Genomic DNA, 23245 nt, shown 5'->3' on the forward strand with positions numbered 1-23245 from the left:
TTGGCTCACCGCCTCACCCTCTCACCCTCTCACCCTCTCACCACCTCACCCTCTCACCGCCTACCACCTCACCCTCTCACAAAAAACAAACCCCACAAAATCCTTACCCAATGAATTTTTGTAACTTTGTGTAAATTCACTTTTCCTTATGTTTAGACACCAGGGTAAAAATCGCGCGTATTCCCATAACCTCAAATTGGCATCCTTACTATCATGTGTGGCGGGTATTGTTAATAGTGTGGGGGTTTTGGGGTTGCATACCTTGACGACGAACGTAACAGGTCATTTTGCTTTTTTTGCAGAAGAAGTCATTGAAGAAAACTACAACCGTGCGATTGTCTATCTGGTATACACCTTTTTCTTTCTCTTGGGATCCTTCGTTTCCAGTTTGATTATGGAATGGGTATTAAAGCATAAGCCCGAAGTATCCTATGTGATTCCCATTGTATTAGAAATGGCGCTTTTGGTGGGACTCAGTATTATTGATATCAATGCACCCAATGCCTTGGTGAAATACGGTATATTTACCGCTTTGGTTTTACTATTTGCAATGGGGGTACAGAATTCACTCGTAACTAGAGTATCCGGTGCTGTCGTGCGTACTACCCACTTAACAGGATTGTTTACCGATTTAGGAATCGTACTGTCTCAACTGTTCTTCTATAAGAACCGCTCCGAGCGCATTAAACTCTATCGCAGTATCTTTTTGATGCTTGCAATTATTAGCTGTTTCTTTATTGGCTGTGTAGCAGGAGGATTCCTTTATTTTCACTACCAATTTAAAACTTTGCTGCTTGCTGCTTTACTCTTGTTGTTTGCCCTTTGGTACGATCAGCTGCTCATGAGTTACTATGCCTTAAGACGCAAAATCCAAAAAAGAGACTTTCGATTTTAAGGGAGAGGCTTTTTTGTGAGAGGCTTTTTTGTGAGAGGTTTTTTTGTGAGAGGTTTTTTTGTGAGAGGCTTTTTTGCGATGTGACGGATGCGACCCTTCCTGCGTCAGGGGGACATGCGGGAGGGAACGACTGAACGGAGTAACAAGTGTTGTCTTTCTGATTCGTATATCACCCTCAGTATGTCACCCCGACGGGAGGAGGGGTCGCATCCCGCGCTCACAGGATACTAAGTGGAGCAACTGAATGTAGTAACCGATGTTGAGTAATGGATGGGACAAGTTTACAACGTGCAACTTCACGAAAAAAAACTATATTTACGCTCTTGTATTCTCATGGGTAAAGAGGTTTAATATGAAAAGGGACACAAGTATAATGCATACCATAACAAAACCATAGACACACCATGCAGTATAGACCCGACATACAAGGATTAAGAGCACTAGCTGTACTTTTAGTTTTTATTTTTCACCTGAATCCTTCTTGGCTCAGTGGTGGATTTATAGGTGTAGATGTATTTTTTGTTATCTCAGGTTTTTTAGTAAGCAGTATTATTTTGCACAAGAAAGATAAAGGAACGTTTCGCTTCCTGGAGTTTTACTTGGGGCGTATTAAGCGCATTGTTCCAGTTTTTCTATTGCTGTTACTCTGTGTGGGGCTAGTGGGAGCTTGGGTATATGTGTGGGTCGATATTCTCAATTTACGCAAAACCCTAGTCGCGGCAGGTTTATTCAATTCCAATAATTACTTTGCTCATCTCGATACCTATTTTGGTGCTTCAAATCAAGAGAATCCGTTGTTGCATACCTGGACGTTGTCCATTGAAATGCAGTTCTACTTGCTGTTGCCTTTGTTTTTATTCTTTGTTCGCAAGTCCTATCTATTCGTGGTGAGTTTGATGCTTATTGTTGGGGTATTGGGGTATTCCTTTTACTCCAGTGTATACCTCAATCAGCAGAGTGAGATGTATTTTTCTTTACTTGCGCGAATTCCTGAATTTTTGATTGGCACCCTCTTCGCTATTCGAGCAGAATCTCTACAAGCATGGGTTGGAAAATACCAAAATCCCATCGCGTGGATGGCCTTGTTGGGGATTGTAGCCTGTGCCATAGGATTTTCAGAACAAACTGTTTTTCCAGGACTATGGGTTGTACTTCCTTGTGTATTTACGGGGTGTTTACTCTTAACGACAACCTCTCAGGTGAATACACTCTTTACAACCAAGGTGATGGTGCATTTAGGGGAACTGTCCTATGCAATTTACCTGTGGCATTGGGCTATTATGGCTTTTTGGCGCTATTATACTATGCGGTTGGACTTCACGCTTTACGAGATGATCGGAATTACCGCCTTGACCTATGGACTGTCTTGGTTGTCTTATACCTACGTAGAAAATGTATTTCGCACATACCCCAACAAGGTATTCTTCCCTCGATTTATCGGCTTAGCGGTGCTTGTTGTACTGGCAGGAGGTGGAATTTACCGCATGAATCACTATTTGTTTCCTATTCCTAAAACCTATGCAACACCAACCTTCGGTATGGATTCTCATGCGCATCAATTCGTAGCAGTTGGTTTATATGGAGACGATACCAAAAAACAACCCGATTCTATTTGCCTGATTGGCGATAGCCATGCCTTAGTCTATAAAGCTATTCTAGATGAAATAGGGAAGGATCATCACTTTTCCTTTTGGTCGGTGAGTAATAATCGATATCCGCTTTTCTCTAATATCAATCGTAGTGATTTTGATAAAGAAGGAGATTATGAAACCTATGAAAAACTGATGGAAGAAGTAAAAGAAGTAACAGAAAAGAGTAAAACCATTTTTGTAGCTAGTGCGTGGTTAGAAGATGTACCTTCTTTATCCATTGCTTTTACCTCCCTTGTAGAAAGTTTAGAACCTGAGCAGCGTTTGGTTATTTTAGGTGATTACCCTACGCTCGACCGCAATCCTATTCGTGCTACCCGTGATTATCTCTATACTGCTGATAGTGAAGAAATCCAGGTTGTTCAATCTTCAGAACCGCAATATGTACTCGATGCTATTCAAAAGAACCCCGAACAAGTGCTGTATTTGCAATTTGATTTCGATAGTGCCACAACATTGCCCTATTTCAATGATACCTTAGGGTATTATGATGAAGACCACCTGAATACATTTGGCAGCAGAAAAATAGGGGATAGGGTTGGAAAAGATTTTATGACTTTTGCTGAGAAACATGGGTTGTTGTAAGGCGGTGAGAAGGTGAGGAGGTGAGAGGGTGTGGCGGTGAGATTTGTGCTTTGTGAAATCGTTGGTTTATCGATTAAAGAAGATTTGCAAAAAAACAATACTCTCTCCAGTATCCGTTCAGTCGTTCCTTTCAGTCGCTCCACTCTGTATGTCACCCTGACGCAGGAAGGGTCGCATTCGTTGCTCTAGCTAGCATCCGTCCAGTATCCGTCCAGTCGCTCCGTTCTGTATGTCCCCCTGACGCAGGAAGGGTCGCATCCGTTACTTTACCAAGCATTCGTTCAGTGTCCGTTCAGTCGCTCCACTCCGTATGTCACCCTGACGCAGGAAGGGTCGCATCCGTTACTCTATTCAGTATCCGTTCATTCGTTCCGTTCTGTATGTCACCCTGACGCAGGAAGGGTCGCATCCGTTACTCTATTTAGTATCCGTCCAGTATCCGTCCAGTCGTTCTACTCTGTATGTCACCCTGACGCAGGAAGGGTCGCATTCGTTACTCTAATCAGTATCCGTCCAGTCGTTCCACTCCGTATGTCACCCTGACGCAGGAAGGGTCGCATCCCTTGCTCTATCCAGTATCCGTTCAGTCGCTCCACTCCGTATGTCACCCTGACGCAGGAAGGGTCGCATCCGTTGCTTTACCAAGCATTCGTTCAGTGTCCGTTCAGTCGCTCCACTCCGTATGTCACCCTGACGCAGGAAGGGTCGCATTCGTCACTCTACCTAGCATCCGTAACTCTATCCAGTATCCGTCCAGTCGCTCCGCTCAATATTGTGTGAGCGCGAGATGCGAGTGACATACTGGGTGTGGATTACGAGGCGATGAGACGATGAGACGGTGAGGCGGTGAGAAGATGAGATCAGGCTTTACCCATAACCCCATAATAATGAGATATTCTTCTTTAATCGAAGAAACCTTCAAAAAAGCCTCTTGCGAAAAAACAAAAAAGCAAACCTCACCACCTCACCCTCTCACCGCCACACCCTCTCACCCCCTCACAAAAATCACCTTCAATAAAAAACAATTTCTTTCAATAAAATATACGAATAGTGTATGACGCTAAGGATATTTCATTTTATTTAAATAATTTTAACAATTAATTCATTTTATGTGTGTGTTTTTAGGAAAGCGCAACGTGCGACTTTCCTTAAAAATAATCAAATCTATGCTAGAGAAAAGGTTAAAAAATGTACCTTTGTGAGCTTAGGGAGTAGCCTATGGCTAAAATACCTTACTTTTTTATCCCGTCCCTAAGTAAATAAGAAAGTAATAAAAAAATGGAAAAAGAATATAAGATTGCAGTTGTAGGACAAGGCTATGTGGGTTTGCCTTTGGCGCTAGCATTCGCTAAACACTACCCTGTAGTGGGATTTGATATCAATGCTCAACGCATTGAAGCCCTACAAAAAGCACAAGATGAAACCAAAGAAGCCGACCAAGATCAGCTTAGTGTTTCCCTTATCGCATACCAAACCTCTGGGGGTATAAAAGGATATTTGCCTAGTTTTGAAAGAAAAGACTTAGCAGGAGCCAATGTCTTCATTATTACCGTTCCAACACCCATCAACCAATTTAATGCACCCGATTTATCTCCCTTAAAGAGCGCTTCCCGTTTAGTAGGCGAAGTCCTCAAAGAAGGCGATATCGTCATCTATGAATCTACTGTATATCCAGGTTGTACCGAAGAAGAGTGTATTCCCGTATTAGAAGCCACTTCAAAACTACAGTTCAACCGCGATTTTTATGTCGGATATTCACCAGAGCGCATCAACCCAGGTGATAAAATCAATACCTTAGAAACCATTGTCAAGGTAACTTCGGGTAGCACACCCGCTATAGCAGAAGAAATCGACCAATTATATCAACAAATCATTCAAGCAGGTACACATAAAGCTTCCTCTATTAAAGTAGCAGAAGCCGCTAAGGTAATTGAAAATGCCCAACGCGATGTCAATATCTCTTTTGTGAATGAGTTAGCCTTGATTTTTGATCGCATCGGAATCGATACCCAAGAAGTACTAGAAGCAGCCGGAACGAAGTTTAACTTCCTTAAGTTTCAACCCGGTTTAGTTGGAGGACACTGCATTTCGGTTGATCCGTATTATTTAGCACATAAATCCATTCAATTAGGGTATTACCCTGATGTTATCCTTTCAGGAAGACGAGTGAATGATGAAATACCCGTTTTTATTGCAAGCAAAGTAGTCAAACTGATGGTGCAAAAAAACATCAATGTAAGTCAGTCTAAAGTGTTGTTGTTGGGCTTTGCCTTCAAGGAAAACTGTCCAGATACCCGCAATACCAAAGTAGCCATGATCTATGATGAGTTAGTTTCATATGGTTTAACTGTGGAGGTGTATGACCCTTGGGTGAATCCAGAAGAGGTGAAAGCCGAATATGGAATTACCTTAGTGAATTCTTTAGACATTGTAAAACAACACTATGATGCGGTTGTCTTAACAACAGCACACCGCGATTTTAATAAATTTAACGTCCGAGAATTGGTTCAATCCTCTGGCGTAGTGTTTGACACCAAGAGTGTGTTAAAACCAAACGAAGTAGATAGTAGATTATAATAAGTTGGTCCGATAAAAATGAAAAAGATTACTAAAATTTGTTGTGTGGGTGCAGGCTATGTAGGGGGGCCTACGATGGCTGTCATTGCACAGAAAAATCCTCATATTCAAATTACAGTAGTGGATATCAATGAAGCGCGTATCCAGGCATGGAATGAGGCTGACTTGAATAAATTGCCAATCTATGAACCAGGGCTAGATGCCATTGTGGCTGAAGCCAGAGGGCGCAACTTATTTTTCAATACCAACGTAGACCAAGCAATTGAGGAAGCCGATATGATCTTCATTTCAGTGAATACGCCAACCAAAACGTACGGAAAAGGAAAAGGGATGGCGGCTGACCTAAAGTATATCGAACTATGTGCTCGTCAAATTGCCAGAGTTGCGAAGACCGATAAAATTGTCGTTGAAAAATCAACACTACCCGTGCGTACGGCTCAAGCTATCAAACGCATTTTAGACCAAACAGGGAATGGGGTGGAATTCCAAATTCTATCCAATCCTGAATTCCTAGCGGAAGGTACGGCCATTGCCGATTTGATGAATCCTGATCGCGTATTGATTGGAGGAGAAGAAACCCCAGCCGGAAGTGAAGCAATCGAAGCCTTAGCAACTATTTATAGCGCGTGGGTACCACAAGAGCGCATCTTGCGTACCAATGTATGGTCATCCGAATTATCTAAATTAACCGCCAATGCCTTTTTAGCGCAACGCGTATCGTCCATCAATGCCATTTCAGAACTGTGTGAAGCTTCTGGGGCAGATGTGAGTGAGGTAGCGCGTGCTATTGGAACAGATAGCCGTATTGGAAGCAAGTTCTTAAAAGCCTCCGTTGGCTTTGGGGGATCTTGTTTTCAAAAAGACATCTTGAATTTAGTGTATATCGCTTCTTCTTATGGTTTACAAGAAGTAGCAGATTATTGGGAACAAGTGATTCTCATGAACGATTACCAAAAACGTCGTTTTGCTGAGAATATCGTTAATACCTTGTTTAATACCGTAAATGATAAAAAAATTGCCTTCTTAGGATGGGCATTCAAAAAAGATACAAACGATACACGCGAATCAGCAGCCATCTATGTAGCCAATGATTTAATGGAAGAAGAGGCCCAAATTCACGTGTATGACCCTAAAGTGACAGCCATGCAAATGCTGTCTGATTTGGATTATTTAGCAACCCGTGAACCCGAGGCAAATCGCAAGCATTTAACAGCACACCAAGATCCGTATGAAGCTCTTGCAGGTGCACACGGTATTGCCGTACTAACGGAATGGGATGAGTTTGTTACTTACGACTGGCAACGCATTTATGACAACATGCAAAAACCGGCCTTCGTATTCGACGGACGTAATATCCTCAATAGAGAAGCTTTAGAACAAATAGGGTTTGAAGTGTATACCATTGGAAAAGGAAAATAGAATTATGAAAAAAATATTAATTACTGGAGGAGCTGGATTTATTGGCTCCAACTTAACAGAGTACTTTTTAAATCAAGGGTACTTTGTTCGCTGTTTAGATAACTTCTCAACAGGTTATCGTTACAATATTGAAGAATTTTTAAGCAACCCGAACTATGAGTTGTTGGAAGGGGATATTCGCGACTTGGCTACGTGTCAACAAGCCGTAACAGGGGTTGATTATGTATTGCATCAAGCTGCCTTGGGCTCTGTACCACGTTCTATTGTAGATCCAATTACTTCAAATGAAGTGAATGTGTCTGGATTTATTAATATGTTGGTGGCCTCTCGTGATGCAGAAGTAAAACGATTTGTGTATGCTGCAAGTTCGTCTACTTATGGAGATTCTGAAAATTTACCAAAAGTGGAAGATATTATTGGTAAACCACTATCTCCTTATGCTGTAACGAAGTATGTAAATGAATTGTATGCTGATGTATTTGCTAGAACGTATGGAATTGAAGCGATTGGATTGCGTTATTTTAACGTATTTGGACGTCGTCAAGATCCAAATGGAGCTTATGCAGCTGTAATTCCTTTATTCGTTAAACAATTGATTAATCATGAAAGTCCTACCATTAATGGAACTGGTGACTACTCTCGTGACTTTACCTATATTGACAACGTAGTTCAAATGAATGAACGTGCGATGTTGACAGACAACAAAGAGGCGATTAATACCGTTTATAATACAGCGGTGGGGGATCGTACGACTTTAAATGAGTTAGTTTCTTACTTGAAAAAACATTTAGCTACTTATGATGCAGCTATTGAACAAGTGGAAGTAAAACACGGACCAAATCGAGTAGGTGATATTCCACATTCATTAGCTTCTATTGAGAAAGCAAAAGCATTATTGGCATATGACCCTAGCCATACATTAGATGACGGCTTACGTGAAGCAATGAAATGGTATTGGGAACATAAAGAGATGCTGTAAGAATTGTTGAATTAAATTTTTTGATGGAGTGCACAAACTTTAACATGTAATAGTATTATGAATAAAAGTATTAAGGAAGACTTATTTAGACACAGTGGTACCTATAGTTTATCAAAGTTAGTTAAGTGTTATTTTTTTGTTCCTGGATTTAGGTTTATGTTTTGGTTTCGCCTCGCAACCCAAAGTCCTAGAAATTTACTATACAAATTGATCGTTAGAAGGTTGAGTTATAAGTTTGGTATTCAGATTCCAGTAGGTACTAAAATAGGTAAAGGTTTTTATATAGGTCATTATAATTGTATTGTAGTAAATAATACTGCAGTTATTGGTGATAATGTCAATATATCTCATGGAGTTACAATAGGACAAATAAACGTAGGTGATAAGCAAGGTGCACCTCAAATTGGAAATAATGTTTATATAGGACCTGGAGCTAAAATTATTGGAAATATTAAAATAGGCAATAATGTAGCTATCGGAGCTAATGCAGTAGTTGTTAACGATGTTGAAGATAATTGCATTGTTGGAGGAATACCTGCAAAAGTTTTGTCTATGAAAGGTTCTGTGGGTTATATAAACAGAACTGTTTAAATATAGAAATAGATTAGAAGTATGAATACACAACATAAGATTGCAGTAATAGGATTAGGGTATGTTGGATTACCTTTGGCGCGTTTATTCGCTACAAAATTCCCAACCGTAGGATTTGATATTAATCAAGGACGTATCGCTGAATTAAGAGAAGGAAAAGACAGTACATTAGAAGTAGAAAATGAAATTTTACAAGCGGTAACAGTAAAAACAAATCCTGTTTTAGCGAATGAAACCAAAGGATTGTATTGTTCGTATGATTTAGGAGATATTACAGATTGTAATGTATATATTGTAACGGTACCTACTCCCGTAGATAAACACAATCGTCCTGATTTGACTCCGTTGTATAAAGCATCTGAGACCGTGGGAAAAGTATTGAAAAAAGGAGATATCGTAATTTATGAATCAACAGTTTACCCAGGTGTAACAGAAGAGGAATGCATACCTGTTCTAGAACGTGTATCAGGATTAAAATTCAACGAAGACTTTTATGCAGGTTATTCTCCAGAGCGTATTAACCCTGGAGATAAGGAACATACGGTTGAAAAAATATTAAAAGTAACGGCGGGTAGTACGCCAGAAATTGGAGTCGTAGTGAATGATATCTACAAAGCGGTTATCACAGCAGGAACACACTTAGCTCCGACAATTAAAGTAGCAGAAGCAGCAAAAGTGATTGAAAATTCACAACGTGACATCAATATTGCTTTTGTGAATGAGTTGGCGAAAATCTTTAATTTATTGGATATTGATACCCATGCTGTCTTAGAAGCAGCTGGAACGAAGTGGAACTTCTTGCCATTCAAACCCGGATTAGTAGGAGGACACTGTATTGGGGTTGATCCATATTATTTAGCACAAAAAGCCATGGAAAAAGGCTACCACCCAGAAATCATCTTAGCCGGTCGTCGTTTAAATGATTCTATGGGTGAATATGTAGCTGCTCAAGTTATTAAAACCATGATCAAAAAGAGTATCAAGGTAAGTGAAGCTGAGGTATTGATGTTGGGGGTTACCTTTAAAGAAAATTGTCCAGATGTACGCAATACGAAGATTGTAGATGTTATTGCTGCTTTAGAAGATTATGGTGTAAAAGTAATAACCTATGATCCTTGGGCGAATCCAGTAGAAGTAATGCACGAATATGGGGTAGTAAGTCATACCACTTTACCACAAGGAAAATTTGATGCGATTGTATTGGGGGTTGCACACAAAGAGCTATTGACGTTGGACTTGGATCAATTGAAAAAAGAAGTAGCTGTACTCTATGATGTGAAAGGAGTTTTAGACGGAGGAGTAGATCGTAGATTGTAGTAGGCTGTGGAATTAATCAAAAAGATAAAAGAGAAGTTACATAATAAAGATGCAAAAACATTATTAGAGAATTTTATTTCTTTATCTGCTCTACAATTAGTAGGGATGGTGTTACCTTTAATAACTTTACCCTATGTATTGCGTGTATTGGGATTCGAAAAATATGGTGTTATTGTATTTTCCGCATCGTTAATTGCTTATTTTCAATCGTTGACTGATTTCAGTTTTCGTATTACAGCCGTTAGAGATGTTGCTATCTTTAGAAATAGTCCTAGTAAACTCAATTTAATTTATAGCAAAGTAATATGGATTAAAGGAATTTTCTTATTAATCTCTCTTTTAGTTATTACAGGCATTGTATTATGTGTATCCTCTTTTTATGAATATAAAGAAATCTATGCTCTAAGTTCTTTGATGCTTATAGGGTATGCTCTATTTCCTGAGTGGTTTTTTCAGGGAATTGAAAAAATGCGTTACATCACCTATTTGAATCTAGGAATTAAAGCGTTTTTTACCATTTGTATTTTTGTTTTTATTCGATCAGAAGAGGATTATTGGATTTATCCTTTGCTACAAGGTGCGGGATTTATTGGAGCAGGAATTATAGGACAATATTTATTAATGAGGAAATACAAGTTAAAATTAATTTGGTTGCCAAAGAAGATAATTATTGATACAATAAAGAATAATTTCCCGCTTTTTATTAATCAATTTGTTCCTACCTTATACAATAATACAAGTACATTTTTATTAGGAGTTTTAGGAACAAAATCACTAGTCGGAATGTACCAAGCGATTTTAACTATCGTTAATTTAGCTGTTACAATTATAGATGTATTTTCTAGAGTATTCTTTCCTTTTTTAAATCGAAAAAAAGATGCTTTTCCTAAGTACAGAAAATTATTATTAGCTGTTACAACTGTTTTAAGTATTGGAATTCTTGCATCTTCTAAATTGATTTTTTGGTATTTGAATATTAAATATGAGCATGCTTTTTGGGTGTTGTTGATTTTAGTTATAGGTTTAAATGGTTATGCTTTTTCTAATATCTTTGGATTAAATTATTTTTTAATTAAACGAATGGATAAGTTGGTTATGAAGAATACGATACGAGCTTCATTGTTGGGATTTATTTTAGCTTTTCCTCTTATTACGTATTTTGGAATAATTGGTGCAGCTATCAATTTAAGTTTTTCTAGATGGATGATGGGAGGAGGTTTATACGTTAAATATTTAAAAAATAGAAAATGAAATATACAGTTATAGGTACAGGAAATGTAGGATTAATTCATGGAGCTTATCTTCATTTATTAGGTCATGAGGTAACTTTTTTAAAATCTTCAACGATAAATTCAGATACATTTAATGTTCTGTGTGATAAAAAGGAGTATACTATTAATGATTTTCATAAGTATGATCATAAAATCGTCATTCACAATATTACGACGAGTTTTGAAGCAGCTATTCCTGGAGCAGACGTTATTTTAGTGACTACTACAACGTTACAACATGAGGATATCGCCAAGCGAATTGCTCCTTATGTTAAAGATGGACAAATTATCTGTCTGATGCCAAGTTACGCAAGTATGGCTGTTTTTAAGCGTTATATCGATAAAAATATCAAATACGTTGAGTTTGAAACAACTGTTTATAATGGTCGAATCTTATCTCCATCTAAGGTGAATGTAAGTTTTCAAAATTGTCGTGTAGCAGCAAGTTTTACTAATTTTTCTGAAGAAGAAAAAGAGCAGTTTAAATCAGTTTTCTTTACAATTGATTTAGAAAGAAAATCATCCTATGATATTGCATTGCATAATCCAAATATGATTGTGCATACCATTGGTGTATTGTTATCAGCTTCACGTATTGAATATTCACAAGGAGAATTTTGGTTGTATAAAGAAGCTTTTACTCCTGCTATCATCAATGTAATCAAACAATTTGATGTTGAAAAGAACAAGATTCTTAAAGCGCTAAAATGTCCAGAGTTATCCTATTTTGATGCTGCAAAGTGGAGAAATGAAGAGGATTTGAATAAAGATTCTTTAGAAGTATTTCGATCATTTTCAGAAGAAGCGAGTAAAGGGCCAAATAGTTTAAATCATCGTTATTTAAAAGAGGATATACCTATGGGAGTGGTGATGATGGAATCATTAGGTAAACTATTAGAAATTGAAACACCTATAGCAACAGCAATTATTAATTTATCAGGAGCATTATTAGATATTGATTTTAGAGCGAATGGTAATATTATTAAAACAATATAAGAGATTATGTCTTTGAGAAGTATAGTAAAAAAAATAGCTTTAAAAGTGCCTTTTGTCGTAAATAAATTTATTGAAGGGCAAAAAAAATCTGGTCGTATAACAACCTATGATGAACATGTGCTGTATTTAGAGAGCGCTAATGTTGTATTGTTAAAAGAACCATTGAAGGAGGAAAATTTTACAGTTGGTTTGGTTCAAGATGACATTTTTAGATATGATAAAAAGTATTTATATAAAAGAGCATATTTTCCAAAATACGAGCGTTTTTTAAAAAATAATAAAATTCAATATGAATTTTATAATATCTTAAAATCTAATTGGTTAGAGGAGGCTAAAAAGTTTGATTTGATTATTTGGCACACCGCTTCTGATCCAAGTACGCAAAAAATAGCGAAGAATAAATTGTATGTCTTAGATAAGATATTAAATAAGACTTGTTTACCTTCATATGATGAAATTTGGGGGTATGAGGATAAGGTTAATGCTCATTATTTTTATAAGGCACATAATCTACCTGAAATACCTACGTTTGTGTCGCATGATAAACAAGATGTTATTACCTTTTTAAATCAAACCAAGTATCCTATTATTTCTAAATTGACAACAGGATCAGCTTCTTTTGGTGTAGAAAAAATGAATAATAAAGAAGAAGCAATGTGTTTAGTAAATAAGGTATTTAGTGATAAGGGGTTGAAAACATATTTTCCGTTTGAACGTCAAAAAGATTATGTGTATTTTCAACAGTTTATAGCCGATGCTACTTTTGATTTGCGTATAATAACTATTGGAAATAAGGCATTAGGCTACTATAGATATCCCAATGAGGGGGATTTTAGAGCTTCTGGGGCTGGAAATTATGAAAAGAAAGAAATTCCTTCAGCGGCTTTGGATTTAGCCTTTCAAGTAAAAGAATTATACGGTGCTACTTGTTTAGCTACGGATTTACTGTATAGCGAGAAAACCAAGCAGTACTATATTATTGAAAGTTCTATTTTTATTGGAGTTGATACGCCTAAGCAATTGGAAATTAATGGTGTAGCTGGGTATTATGAACGTACAGCTAAAGGGGAATACCAATTTAAAGAAGGAAAGTATTGGATTCAAGAGTTGACATTAAAAGAGGTATTGAAAGAAAATATTGTTGGTAAAAAGTAGTTCTGCAATTAAATATAGTAGAATAAGTAATAGAAAGCTATGGCTGAAAAAAGTGTTTTATTGAAAGGTGTACAAAATGAGAATAAGAAATATGCTATACTAGCATTTGTATTGTTCTTGATATCACCATTAGTTTCTCTTCCTTTTTTGTTGTTGTCTATATTTAATAGAGAGCGAATAGCTTTATTCGTGTTAGCTTTGTTCTTTGGTGTTTTAAGTTTCTACTTGATACCAACGTGGGAATTAGATATTTCCCGCTATTATTTTATGTATGATCGAATCGCATCTGTAAATTTTAATGGATTAAAGAAAGTATTAGAAGAACAAAATGACTACTTTTTCTTCTTTATTTATTTCATTTTTACGCGGTTTGGAATAGGTTTTCAAACCTATATGTTAATTGTTTCTACTCTGTGTTTCTATTCCTGCTTTAGAGTAGGTGATTTTGTTATCCGTAGATTTAATCCAACTCGATTATCTTACTTTGTTTTGATGATAAGCTTTGTTTTGAGCTTACCTATTTTATCAATGATATCATTAACGAGGTTTTCTATTGCTTTCGTTTTTTTCATGCTTTATGTCTATTATCACTTAAAGAGTAAAAGAAAAATGTCTTTGTTTTTTCTTTTGTTAAGTTGTTTTACTCATTTTGCTTTTTCTGTTTATGTTCCTTTTTTAATTCTATTTTATTTTTTTAGAAATAGAGTGAAAATCAATGTTTTATTACTAGGAGTAGGTACATTTGCTGTTTTATTGAGCTTGACTGGAGGATTGATGGGGTTGATTCAATACATCCCATTTTTAGCAACGAAAGCACAAACCTATTTAACGGTATATGAAGAAACAAATATTAAGATTTTATCCTTGATGTTGATTACTCCAATCTTGATAGCTCTCTTTTTTTATATGCGATTTTATAAGTATATTCCTTCAAAGATGTTACAAGTTTTTTTAGGAGCTCTATTAGTAGTACTCATTTGTTTACCTACTAATATGATTATTTATGATCGATATATCCAAGTTTTTAAACCCGTTTTTGCGCTGACTATAATGACGACTTATTATAGTAACAAAGTATTGAATAAGGAAAAAGTAATGCTTCTGAGGAGGATTGTTTTGATAGTGACTGTTTTTTATGCCATGTACTATTTCTATACGTTCTATATTATTTATCGTGAGAGTTTTAAAGGATTTTTGAGCGTGGGTAAATTATTATTGGTTTCTATTTTAGACTCAACCTATTCACAACGTGATTTTTATTAGATGAAAAATAAACAAAAACTAGTTTTCGTAACGGGAATATATCCTTTATTTAAAGGAGGTGCAGAATATCAAATGCGCTTGATAGCGGATCGCTTAAAAGAGGAATACGAGATTGTATTTTTATATTTAGGGGACGTACCAGGACAGCAGGTGGCACAAACACGAGTAGAAGAGATTGAAGGATATAAAACTTATTTTATTAAGAGTTGTACAAAGTTAGATTCACTTACTTTGAAATATACGTATGGTAAGCGTATCTATGACGTACTCAAAAAAGAAAAGCCTGATTTTGTCTACCAAAGGGTATTGAAATTTATGTCATATTATATTTCAAAATATCAAAAGGAGTTAGGGTATCAACATTTCATTCATGTGGCAGATTTGTTCACCTTGCAGTTCAATACAGAAAGCTTAAGAGGAAAATTTAATTATCACTTTTTCAAAAAGACTGTAGCCAATAAGAGTCAATTTATTGTACAAACAGGTGAACAGGAGCAAGCGTTGCAACAATTACAGGTGAAACCGATACTACAGGTTTATAATATGCATCCTACGTTGAATGAAGATATTATGCCATTTATCGAGCAGAAAATACAGCAAGAGGTGGCTCATATTGTTTGGGTAGCGAATATAAAACCGATTAAGCAATTGGAAATTTTTGTTGAGTTAGCAGAACAACTGAAAGACAATCCTGCGTTTCATTTTGATTTAATAGGAAGTATTCAAGATCAAGCATATGCTCAACCAATCTTAGAACGTATGGCACGATTGAATAATATCACTCATTATCAAGGCAAAGACAATACTTTTGTTAATGATTACTTGTTAAAAAACGCCAGTTTAGTACTGAATACAAGTGTGAGTGAAGGGTTTTCTAATGTGTTTATTCAAAGCTGGTTAAGAGGGATTCCTGTATTGTCCTTAAATTCGGATCCAGATCAACTTTTTATAAAACATCCAGTATTAGGCGCTTGTACACAGGGGAGTGGGAAACAATTAAAGGAGCAGCTGCTGCAGTTAGTCCAAACAACAGCATATAAAAATAATGCCATAGGCTGTTTTGAAATAAGTACAAAACTGTTTTCGTTTGAAAATATTACGCGAATTAAACAACTTTTAGAAAAGAACTAAATGAAAGTGTTATTGATTTCCAGAGGAATTCCATCTAAAAAAGACCCGATGTGGGGGAACTTTGAACTAGATCAAGCTAAGGCTATTCTAGGACAAGGGCATGAAGTAATTTCGATGTCAGTAGACCGCAGAATTCGCTTATATTGGCGATCAATTGGAATAACTTCGACGGTAATTGATGGTGTGAAAATGTATAATTACTTTTTTCCTTTGCCCTATCGTATATTGCCTCGTTTCATTAATAATTATTTTGTAAATCGATTTTCGAAAAAATTATACAAGCACATTCAAAAGAAAGAAGGAAATATAGAAGTGATTCACAGTCATTATTTACCTAATATTAGAATTGGTACTTATTTAAAAGGTTTATTTGGAATACCTGTAGTAGGTACAGAACATTGGAGTGAGTTAAAAAGAAAGAAAATAAAAGCTAGTGTATATGCTGATGCTCAGGAAGCCTATCCGAAAGTGGATCAGTTAATCACCGTTTCAGCGCCACTAAAGACAATTATTAAAAGAGAATTTAATGTAGATTCTGTTTTTGTAGGTTGTGTTATTGATAGTGTGTTTAGTTATGTGCCTGGTAAAAAAGATGAAATCTTCCGCTTTATTGCAGTAGGTTCGTTATTTAAAATCAAGGGGTTTGATACGGCTATTCGCGCGTTTGCTAAAGCAAATCTACCTGCAAATGTACATTTTCATATTATTGGTGATGGCGGCATGAGGGGAAGTTTGCAACAATTGATACAATCCTTGGGTGTAGAGAAACAAGTGTTTTTAGAAGGTAGAAAAACACGTGCAGAGATTATGGAATTTATGAGTAAATCATCCGTATATGTTTTATCTTCCTTATCGGAAAATTTTGCAACGGCTTGTATGGAAGCCTTATCAGCAGGTGTTCCTGCTATCATGACAAAGTGTGGTGGGCCTGAAGATTTTGTTGATGATACCAATGCTGTTATGGTAGAGGTAGGGCATGTTGAAGAAATGGCAGCCGCGATGAAGGATATGGTTAAAAATATAGACAATTACAATCAAAGTCAAATTTCGGAAGATATTAAAACCAAATATTCCCCCGAAGCGATTGGTCAACAGTTGACTGAAATATATAAAAAGATAAAAAAATAAAGCTATGATTACAGTACTAGTAACTTGTGTAGGTTCAGGTGTTGGTCAATCCGTAATTGATTCATTAAACCTAAAAAGAGAATGTAAAATAATTGGATGTGATGGTAATCCCAACGTATATGCGCATAGTTATTGCGATGAATTTATCGTTGTACCAGGGTTGTATGCCGAAGGGTATACCCAACATATTTTACAGTTGTGTATTGAAAACAAGGTAGATATTTTAGTACCTGGACACGATCATGAATTGGTGCTATTTGCGAAAGATTATGAATTGTTCAAAGCTGCTGGTATTGAAGTTTTGGTATCTGAGCCTAAAATTATTGCTATTAGTCGTGATAAGCAAGATTGGTATAATTTCTTTGCTCCGTTAGGATGTAAAATTGTCCCTACTATATCGGTAAAAGAGTTTTTAGCTAATCCAGATTTGAGTATTTTACCCGCTATTGTAAAACCTTCTGGTGGTTCTGCTTCACAAGGAATTTCAATTATTAACGAGTTAGTTGAGGTAGAAGGATTAAATGGAGATGATATTATTCAACCGTATTTGTTCCCAGAAGAAACAGATAAAAATTATCAACAAATTACAGCTGCTGTTAAGAAAGGACAGTTCTTGCAACTATCAGAAATTTCAATTCAGTTGATTTTTAATAAACAATCGAAATTCTCAGGCCTTTTTATTTCTAAAAACTCCTTGAAGAATGGAGTTCCTGTTTATGTTGATCCGATAAACCCAGATTCCTTTGCTTATACGCATGAAATCATGAAGTTTGTGCCTATTTTAGAAGAACATGGGGTAAAAGGACCTGTAAATATCCAAGGGCGTGTAACACCGAAAGGATTGTTCTTCTTTGAAATGAATATGCGTTTTACTGGTATTACAGGGAATCGTGCCTTGTTAGGGTTTAATGAAGTGGATTATTTGGTACGCGATTTCTTAGGGATGAAATGTGAACTAGATCAGTATGCCTATAATAAAGTGGGGGTTCGTCAAGTAGCTTGTACAGTTATTGCAAGACAAGGAAAGCGCCAAGAAAAAGAAACAATTACCATTCTTGGTGGTGGAAGTAATATTGGAAAAATATTTGTACAAGATACATTTCATTTGTTTAAACAAGTCAATCTTGTTGTACGAGCAAGTTCATTAGGCAAATATCGTTTACTTTTCGGTAAATTGAATAATGTAAAATTAATTGTACAAGATGATATTAATTTAGAACAAGTATTGTGTCAAACAGATGTATTGGTGAATTTTGTGAGTGCTTTAGCTTATGAAGAGGATAAATTGAAGTATGACGCCGTTTTATTTTTACAAAAAATGTCTGTGAAAATTGCCAAAGCACGTATTGCTAAAGTAATTAATATTTCTTCTCAATCGGTATATCCACAATATGTAAATGAGAGTAAAACAGAGGGATACCCGTTAACCTATAACAATAGTTATGCGTTCCAAAAGGTGATTATTGAAAATTTATTTAGTTCAATTAAAGAATTTTCACCTTTATCTAATATTGTATCGCTTCGTTTACCGCGCGTAATTATTCCTAGTTTGGCTGGTCAGGCTGGTTTCTTCGGAAAGATGATTCAAGACTACTTAGAAGGGAAAACAATTAAAATAGAGTATCCAGAAAACAATACCAACCTTATCCATGTGGATGATGTATTAGAAGCATTGCAATTTGTAGTTCAAAAAATGGATGAACAACAATTTCCAACAGCACTGAACTTAAGTGGAAAAGACATTAGTTTACGTGAATATATTGGATTAATCCAAGACAATATGCAAGGGAGAGGTACATTTATTTTAAATGAAAGTAAAGAGATTAAAACTTCTTCATTGGTCAACGGTAGTTTAATTAAAGATTTAGGTTGGACACCAAAATATACCATTACAGATATAATCAAACAGTTAAAATAATGTATAGTCGTTTTTTAAAGAGATTTTTTGATTTTTTAATTGCGTTAATTGCGTTTATCGTTTTTAGTCCTTTGTTTCTGATTCTGGTTGTTTTTTTAGCGATTGCGAATCAGGGAGCTGGTGTTTTCTTTTTCCAAGAGCGACCTGGTATGAATCGCCGAATATTTAAAGTGATTAAATTCAAAACAATGAATGATAAGAGAGATAAAGAAGGGGCGTTACTTCCTGATGTAGAACGAATTACTAAAGTAGGTAAATTTGTACGCGCAGCTTCTTTGGACGAATTACCTCAATTGTTGAATGTGATAAAAGGTGATATGGCATTAGTAGGACCAAGGCCTTTACTAGTTAAATATTTGCCATTATACAATGACTTTCAGAATAGAAGACATGAAGTTCGACCAGGTATTACAGGTTGGGCACAAGTCAATGGGCGAAATTCTATTTCTTGGAATGAAAAGTTCACCTTAGATGTATATTATGTAGAGCATCTTAGTTTTATATTAGATGTGAAAATTCTATTGCTTACCGTGAAAAAGGTGTTTATGCGCAGTGGTGTAAATGCAGATGATAATACAACCATGCAAGCATTTAAAGGAAATAATTAAATAAAAAAAAGGTAATCTAATTAGATTACCTTTTTTTTATTTGGTTTTGCATATTGATGATCTGTTCTGTAATGATGCGCGAGCTATTTTTCTCCACTCGATTTACTGTTAACCAGGTTTCATAACCCCCTTTTAGGTGTTGCTCCGGTGTAGGTAAATAGCCCCAATGTCCATTTGCTAAACCTATAGTGAAGGATTGAGCAAATGCACTTCTTTTTTTGAGTTCTAGACCCGTTTCTGCAAAAACTTCAAAGGGTATGGTATTAATGACTATATCACCTAACTCAATAACTTGCAAAGGAACTGTAATGGTATTGGGATATGTTTTTTCATAATAATTACATCGAGTAACATAATATTTTTCATCACTATGAAAAACTTGTTTACTAGATTTATTGGTATTGATTTTTTTGAAATTCGCTTTTAGTTGTACGTCAGGGATTCTTTTTTCAAGTGCAATTTCCTCATAGTTTACATGAAGTGGAATCCAATTTTTAAAACTCAATTGTTGATATTCTTTCGCTAAGCTCTCTGCGATATTATGAGCAATACTTTTCATTTTTTCATAGGGAGGATAGGTGGGTAATTTTTTACTGTAATCATTATTATTTACATCACCTGAAGTACCATTTGACATGATTCCAATAAAATGAGGATTAATTTTATTGTGATTTAATAGCTTATTAATTTCTGTATCAAAGACTCCAAAATAATCTGCTGAAATTGTGTTTTTTTCAATCCCTCCAACATAATGCAGGGAGTAATTGGCTAATATAGCGAGAGGAGTTTTATCTAATGTTCGCAGTGCGATAAAACCAATCTGAGAATCCGTTGGCCCTGCTGGTTTAATTAAATCAGGGCGAAGTTGATTGCCTGGATTCATTTTTACAGAATCCATTCCTCCTAAAGGATTTACGTTTAATTCTTTGGTATACCAACGGCGGTTAAAAACATAATCAGGTTTATCAAATGAACCCCATGCAATTTCAACTGGTTGTAGGGTATTATAAGCGGTTATAAAACTAGTAGTTAAAGCTTGAACTAAAAACTCTTGGTAAGCTGTGAGTTTATTCTTTTTAAAATTTTCAGGAGATGTACTTGCTACGATGCCAGAATGGGTATGAGTAGAAGCCACTACAATGTTTTCAATAGGAAAAGATGTGGCCTCATGGATTTTTTGTTTTGCTTCTTCAATGATAAATTGTGCAATACCTTGAGAGTCAGCAATCATAAAAGCAACTTTGTTTTGTTTATTGTCTAGAATGATAGTTTTAACATATAACGTATCGTGTACTGTTTCGCCTTGCAGTAACGTTTTTGTTTCTGGAAGTAGGCTTGTTTTAGCTATTCCCGCATATAAAATTTTGTCTTGTGCACATGCTGTTAGAGAAGTGAAGAATAAAAGATTAAGCATGTAAAGTAAAATTGTTTTCTTTTGCATATATCATTTGATTTAGTTATTTCAAAATTAGGAATATTTTTAAAATGAAAATGTAAAAAGACCTTCTTCACTTATTTTTCAGTATAAGGAATAATGTGCATTTTTTAGGCGTAAGGAAGAAAAGAAAGTAATCGTAGCTGTGTTGAATTATTTTTTGATGGTAAATACTAAAAATATTCTGACAGAAAATAAATTTGTTTTGGATTTAAAATATAAAAATAAGGTTTTTTGTCTGAATTCTATAAAATTTTTAAGAAAGAAAAGGATTTGTTTTCTTTAGTATCATAGGATATTCGTGTTTTTGTATAAAAAAGTGTTTTGGTGGAAAAAGCAGATAAACTTAAGTTAAAACTACTTACCTTTAACTCTTCCAAATTCGATAAAAAACAGCAGAATGAAAACAAAAATCTGGTTATCTTCTCCGCATATGGGAGGGAACGAACAAAAATATGTAAACGAAGCCTTTGCTACGAATTGGGTGGCTCCTTTAGGGCCAAATGTAAATGGCTTTGAAAGTGATTTAGAACAATTCTTGGGAGAAGGGGTTCAAGTTGCAGCGTTAAGTTCTGGAACTGCAGCGTTGCATTTAGGGTTAATTAACCTAGGCGTAGAAGCAGGAGATGAAGTAATTTGTCAAACGATGACCTTTTCTGCATCCGCAAATCCGATTGCTTATTTAGGAGCAAAACCCGTTTTTGTAGATAGCGAAAAACAAACGTGGAACATGTGTCCTATTGCCTTAGAAGATGCAATTAAAGCGCGTACCATTGCAACAGGTAAAAAGCCAAAAGCAATTATTCCGGTGCATTTATATGGAATGCCTGCTAAAATGGATGAAATCATGGAAGTAGCGAATCGCTATGAAATTCCTGTTTTAGAAGATGCAGCAGAAGGTTTAGGTAGTACATACAAAGGAAGACAATGTGGTACATTTGGAACGATGGCAGGATTGAGTTTCAATGGAAATAAAATCATTACTACTTCTGGAGGAGGAGCTTTAGTTTGCAACACCAAAGAACAAAAAGACTATACCGTATTCTTATCAACACAGGCAAGAGATAATGCACCACATTATCAACATTCACACATCGGATATAACTATCGTATGAGTAATATTTTAGCAGGTGTAGGAAGAGGACAAATGGAAGTACTGAATGATCGCATCGCTGCTCGTCGTGCTAATCATGCATTCTATCAAGAATTATTCGCTTCTATTGATGGAGTAACCGTATTTTCAGAACCATCGGCAGATTATTTCTCTAACCATTGGTTGAGTTGTATTACAATCGATGAGGCTGTATGTGGTAAAAATAGAGAACAATTGCGTTTAGCGTTGTTAGAAGAAGAAATCGAAACACGTCCGTTGTGGAAACCAATGCATAAACAACCTATTTTCGTAGATGCTCCTTATTATGGAGGTACTGTAGCAGAAGAGTTATTTGACATCGGACTTTGTTTGCCTTCTGGTAGTAATATGACTACTGAAGAGCGCGAGCGAATAGCAAAAGCAATTCAAGCTTTTTTTAAAGCATAAATAAGATAATAAAAAAGGATGTTCACATGAACATCCTTTTTTTTGTGGTTCAGATTGAGTGTTTGTCTTAGTAATTCCGCTCAGTATGTCACCCTTAGTAACCACCCAGTATTCTCCACTCAGTATGTCACCCTGAGGCACGAAGGGTCGCATCCCGCGCTGACGCAATACTGTGAGGGTGCTGTGTAGAGTGACTGTGTAGAGTGACTGTGTAGAGTGACTGTGTAGAGTGACAAGCGTTGTATTCACGCTCAGTAACCACCCCGTATGTCACCCTGAGGCACGAAGGGTCGCATTTCGCACTGACGCAATACTGTGAGGTACTGTGTTGATTAACAGGCGTTGTATGTACGCTCAGTACCCACCCAGTATGTCACCCTGAAAATAAAAAGGTCTATTCAACTTTTGTCATCCTGACGAAGGAAGGAGAAGGGTAGCATCCCGCACTGACGCAATACTGTGAGGTGCTGTGTAGAGTGACTGTGTAGAGTAACAGGCGTTGTATTCACGCTCAGTAACCACCCCGTATGTCACCCTGAAAATAAAAAGGTCTATTCAACTTTTGTCATCCTGACGAAGGAAGGAGAAGGGTCGCATCCCGCGCTGACGTAATACTGTGAGGTACTGCGTAGAGTAACAAGCGTTGGTAACAGATGTGATCCCTCCTTCGTCGGGATGACATACTAGCCGGAGTGCTGTGTGGAGCGACTGATTAGAGTAATGAGTATGATATTCACTCTGACGAAGGAAGGAGAAGGGTCGCATCCCGCGCTCACGCAATACAATGT

Annotated in this window: 17 protein-coding genes; 16 read left to right on the forward strand and 1 reads right to left on the reverse strand. The window is 36.3% G+C overall.

What is annotated here, in order from left to right:
* The first annotated feature begins 148 nt into the window (after positions 1 to 148).
* The 15 genes from AWV75_RS06335 (at position 149) to AWV75_RS06405 (ending at position 19482) form a co-directional block, all read left to right on the forward strand.
* Entirely contained in the window at positions 149 to 895 is a 747-nt protein-coding gene (locus tag AWV75_RS06335; RefSeq protein WP_060873584.1) for a YoaK family protein, read from the forward strand.
* Between the two features lie 404 nt (positions 896 to 1299).
* Complete coding sequence (locus AWV75_RS06340) at positions 1300 to 3129, forward strand: acyltransferase family protein (protein ID WP_060873585.1); 1830 nt, start codon at positions 1300 to 1302, stop codon at positions 3127 to 3129.
* Between the two features lie 1278 nt (positions 3130 to 4407).
* Positions 4408 to 5706 (forward strand): nucleotide sugar dehydrogenase, encoded by a 1299-nt coding sequence (locus AWV75_RS06345; protein WP_060873586.1) that lies wholly within the window; start codon positions 4408 to 4410, stop codon positions 5704 to 5706.
* A gap of 18 nt (positions 5707 to 5724) precedes the next feature.
* The gene (locus AWV75_RS06350) at positions 5725 to 7125 is read left to right on the forward strand and encodes a UDP-glucose 6-dehydrogenase (RefSeq protein ID WP_060873587.1); all 1401 of its coding nucleotides are present in this window, start codon (positions 5725 to 5727) and stop codon (positions 7123 to 7125) included.
* Between the two features lie 4 nt (positions 7126 to 7129).
* Positions 7130 to 8104: an SDR family oxidoreductase gene (locus tag AWV75_RS06355; protein WP_060873675.1), complete on the forward strand. Its 975-nt coding sequence runs from the start codon at positions 7130 to 7132 to the stop codon at positions 8102 to 8104.
* A gap of 57 nt (positions 8105 to 8161) precedes the next feature.
* The gene (locus tag AWV75_RS06360; RefSeq protein WP_197429560.1) at positions 8162 to 8695 is read left to right on the forward strand and encodes a serine O-acetyltransferase; all 534 of its coding nucleotides are present in this window, start codon (positions 8162 to 8164) and stop codon (positions 8693 to 8695) included.
* A 21-nt stretch (positions 8696 to 8716) separates the two neighbouring features.
* Entirely contained in the window at positions 8717 to 10012 is a 1296-nt protein-coding gene (locus tag AWV75_RS06365) for a nucleotide sugar dehydrogenase (protein ID WP_060873588.1), read from the forward strand.
* A 6-nt stretch (positions 10013 to 10018) separates the two neighbouring features.
* Complete coding sequence (locus tag AWV75_RS06370; RefSeq protein ID WP_231738019.1) at positions 10019 to 11263, forward strand: oligosaccharide flippase family protein; 1245 nt, start codon at positions 10019 to 10021, stop codon at positions 11261 to 11263.
* Positions 11260 to 12279, forward strand: a complete 1020-nt coding sequence (locus AWV75_RS06375) for an NAD/NADP octopine/nopaline dehydrogenase family protein (RefSeq protein WP_060873589.1) — start codon at positions 11260 to 11262, stop codon at positions 12277 to 12279. Before AWV75_RS06370 ends, AWV75_RS06375 begins: the two co-directional genes overlap by 4 nt.
* A 6-nt stretch (positions 12280 to 12285) precedes the next feature.
* Positions 12286 to 13434: an ATP-grasp domain-containing protein gene (locus tag AWV75_RS06380; RefSeq protein ID WP_060873590.1), complete on the forward strand. Its 1149-nt coding sequence runs from the start codon at positions 12286 to 12288 to the stop codon at positions 13432 to 13434.
* A 39-nt stretch (positions 13435 to 13473) separates the two neighbouring features.
* Positions 13474 to 14697: an EpsG family protein gene (locus AWV75_RS06385; RefSeq protein WP_060873591.1), complete on the forward strand. Its 1224-nt coding sequence runs from the start codon at positions 13474 to 13476 to the stop codon at positions 14695 to 14697.
* Positions 14698 to 15828, forward strand: a complete 1131-nt coding sequence (locus AWV75_RS06390; RefSeq protein WP_060873592.1) for a glycosyltransferase — start codon at positions 14698 to 14700, stop codon at positions 15826 to 15828.
* A complete protein-coding gene (locus AWV75_RS06395; protein WP_060873593.1) occupies positions 15829 to 16956 on the forward strand; it encodes a glycosyltransferase family 4 protein in 1128 nt (375 codons plus the stop codon). It abuts the gene before it with no gap.
* A gap of 4 nt (positions 16957 to 16960) precedes the next feature.
* Complete coding sequence (locus tag AWV75_RS06400; protein WP_060873594.1) at positions 16961 to 18874, forward strand: NAD-dependent epimerase/dehydratase family protein; 1914 nt, start codon at positions 16961 to 16963, stop codon at positions 18872 to 18874.
* A complete protein-coding gene (locus tag AWV75_RS06405) occupies positions 18874 to 19482 on the forward strand; it encodes a sugar transferase (RefSeq protein ID WP_060873595.1) in 609 nt (202 codons plus the stop codon). The genes AWV75_RS06400 and AWV75_RS06405 overlap by 1 nt, the downstream gene beginning before the upstream one ends.
* Before the next feature lie 25 nt (positions 19483 to 19507).
* On the opposite strand, the gene AWV75_RS06410 is transcribed toward AWV75_RS06405, so the two are convergent.
* Positions 19508 to 20923, reverse strand: a complete 1416-nt coding sequence (locus AWV75_RS06410) for a neutral/alkaline non-lysosomal ceramidase N-terminal domain-containing protein (RefSeq protein WP_060873596.1) — start codon at positions 20921 to 20923, stop codon at positions 19508 to 19510.
* 394 nt (positions 20924 to 21317) lie between these two features.
* Between AWV75_RS06410 and AWV75_RS06415 the strand changes: the two genes are divergently transcribed.
* A complete protein-coding gene (locus AWV75_RS06415; RefSeq protein WP_060873597.1) occupies positions 21318 to 22457 on the forward strand; it encodes a DegT/DnrJ/EryC1/StrS family aminotransferase in 1140 nt (379 codons plus the stop codon).
* Positions 22458 to 23245 lie beyond the last annotated feature (788 nt).

Origin of the sequence: Myroides odoratus (assembly GCF_001549985.1) — a bacterium.
Taxonomy (GTDB): domain Bacteria; phylum Bacteroidota; class Bacteroidia; order Flavobacteriales; family Flavobacteriaceae; genus Flavobacterium; species Flavobacterium odoratum_A.

What these genes read in the sequence shown, in the direction of transcription:
- AWV75_RS06365 (WP_060873588.1), top strand. Translation starts at nt 8,717, where the DNA reads ATGAATACACAACATAAGATTGCAGTAATAGGATTAGGGTATGTTGGA.
- AWV75_RS06415 (WP_060873597.1), top strand. Translation starts at nt 21,318, where the DNA reads ATGAAAACAAAAATCTGGTTATCTTCTCCGCATATGGGAGGGAACGAA.
- AWV75_RS06385 (WP_060873591.1), top strand. Translation starts at nt 13,474, where the DNA reads ATGGCTGAAAAAAGTGTTTTATTGAAAGGTGTACAAAATGAGAATAAG.
- AWV75_RS06375 (WP_060873589.1), top strand. Translation starts at nt 11,260, where the DNA reads ATGAAATATACAGTTATAGGTACAGGAAATGTAGGATTAATTCATGGA.
- AWV75_RS06410 (WP_060873596.1), bottom strand. Translation starts at nt 20,923, where the DNA reads ATGCAAAAGAAAACAATTTTACTTTACATGCTTAATCTTTTATTCTTC.
- AWV75_RS06405 (WP_060873595.1), top strand. Translation starts at nt 18,874, where the DNA reads ATGTATAGTCGTTTTTTAAAGAGATTTTTTGATTTTTTAATTGCGTTA.
- AWV75_RS06350 (WP_060873587.1), top strand. Translation starts at nt 5,725, where the DNA reads ATGAAAAAGATTACTAAAATTTGTTGTGTGGGTGCAGGCTATGTAGGG.
- AWV75_RS06395 (WP_060873593.1), top strand. Translation starts at nt 15,829, where the DNA reads ATGAAAGTGTTATTGATTTCCAGAGGAATTCCATCTAAAAAAGACCCG.
- AWV75_RS06400 (WP_060873594.1), top strand. Translation starts at nt 16,961, where the DNA reads ATGATTACAGTACTAGTAACTTGTGTAGGTTCAGGTGTTGGTCAATCC.
- AWV75_RS06380 (WP_060873590.1), top strand. Translation starts at nt 12,286, where the DNA reads ATGTCTTTGAGAAGTATAGTAAAAAAAATAGCTTTAAAAGTGCCTTTT.
- AWV75_RS06390 (WP_060873592.1), top strand. Translation starts at nt 14,698, where the DNA reads ATGAAAAATAAACAAAAACTAGTTTTCGTAACGGGAATATATCCTTTA.
- AWV75_RS06360 (WP_197429560.1), top strand. Translation starts at nt 8,162, where the DNA reads ATGAATAAAAGTATTAAGGAAGACTTATTTAGACACAGTGGTACCTAT.
- AWV75_RS06345 (WP_060873586.1), top strand. Translation starts at nt 4,408, where the DNA reads ATGGAAAAAGAATATAAGATTGCAGTTGTAGGACAAGGCTATGTGGGT.
- AWV75_RS06340 (WP_060873585.1), top strand. Translation starts at nt 1,300, where the DNA reads ATGCAGTATAGACCCGACATACAAGGATTAAGAGCACTAGCTGTACTT.
- AWV75_RS06355 (WP_060873675.1), top strand. Translation starts at nt 7,130, where the DNA reads ATGAAAAAAATATTAATTACTGGAGGAGCTGGATTTATTGGCTCCAAC.
- AWV75_RS06335 (WP_060873584.1), top strand. Translation starts at nt 149, where the DNA reads ATGTTTAGACACCAGGGTAAAAATCGCGCGTATTCCCATAACCTCAAA.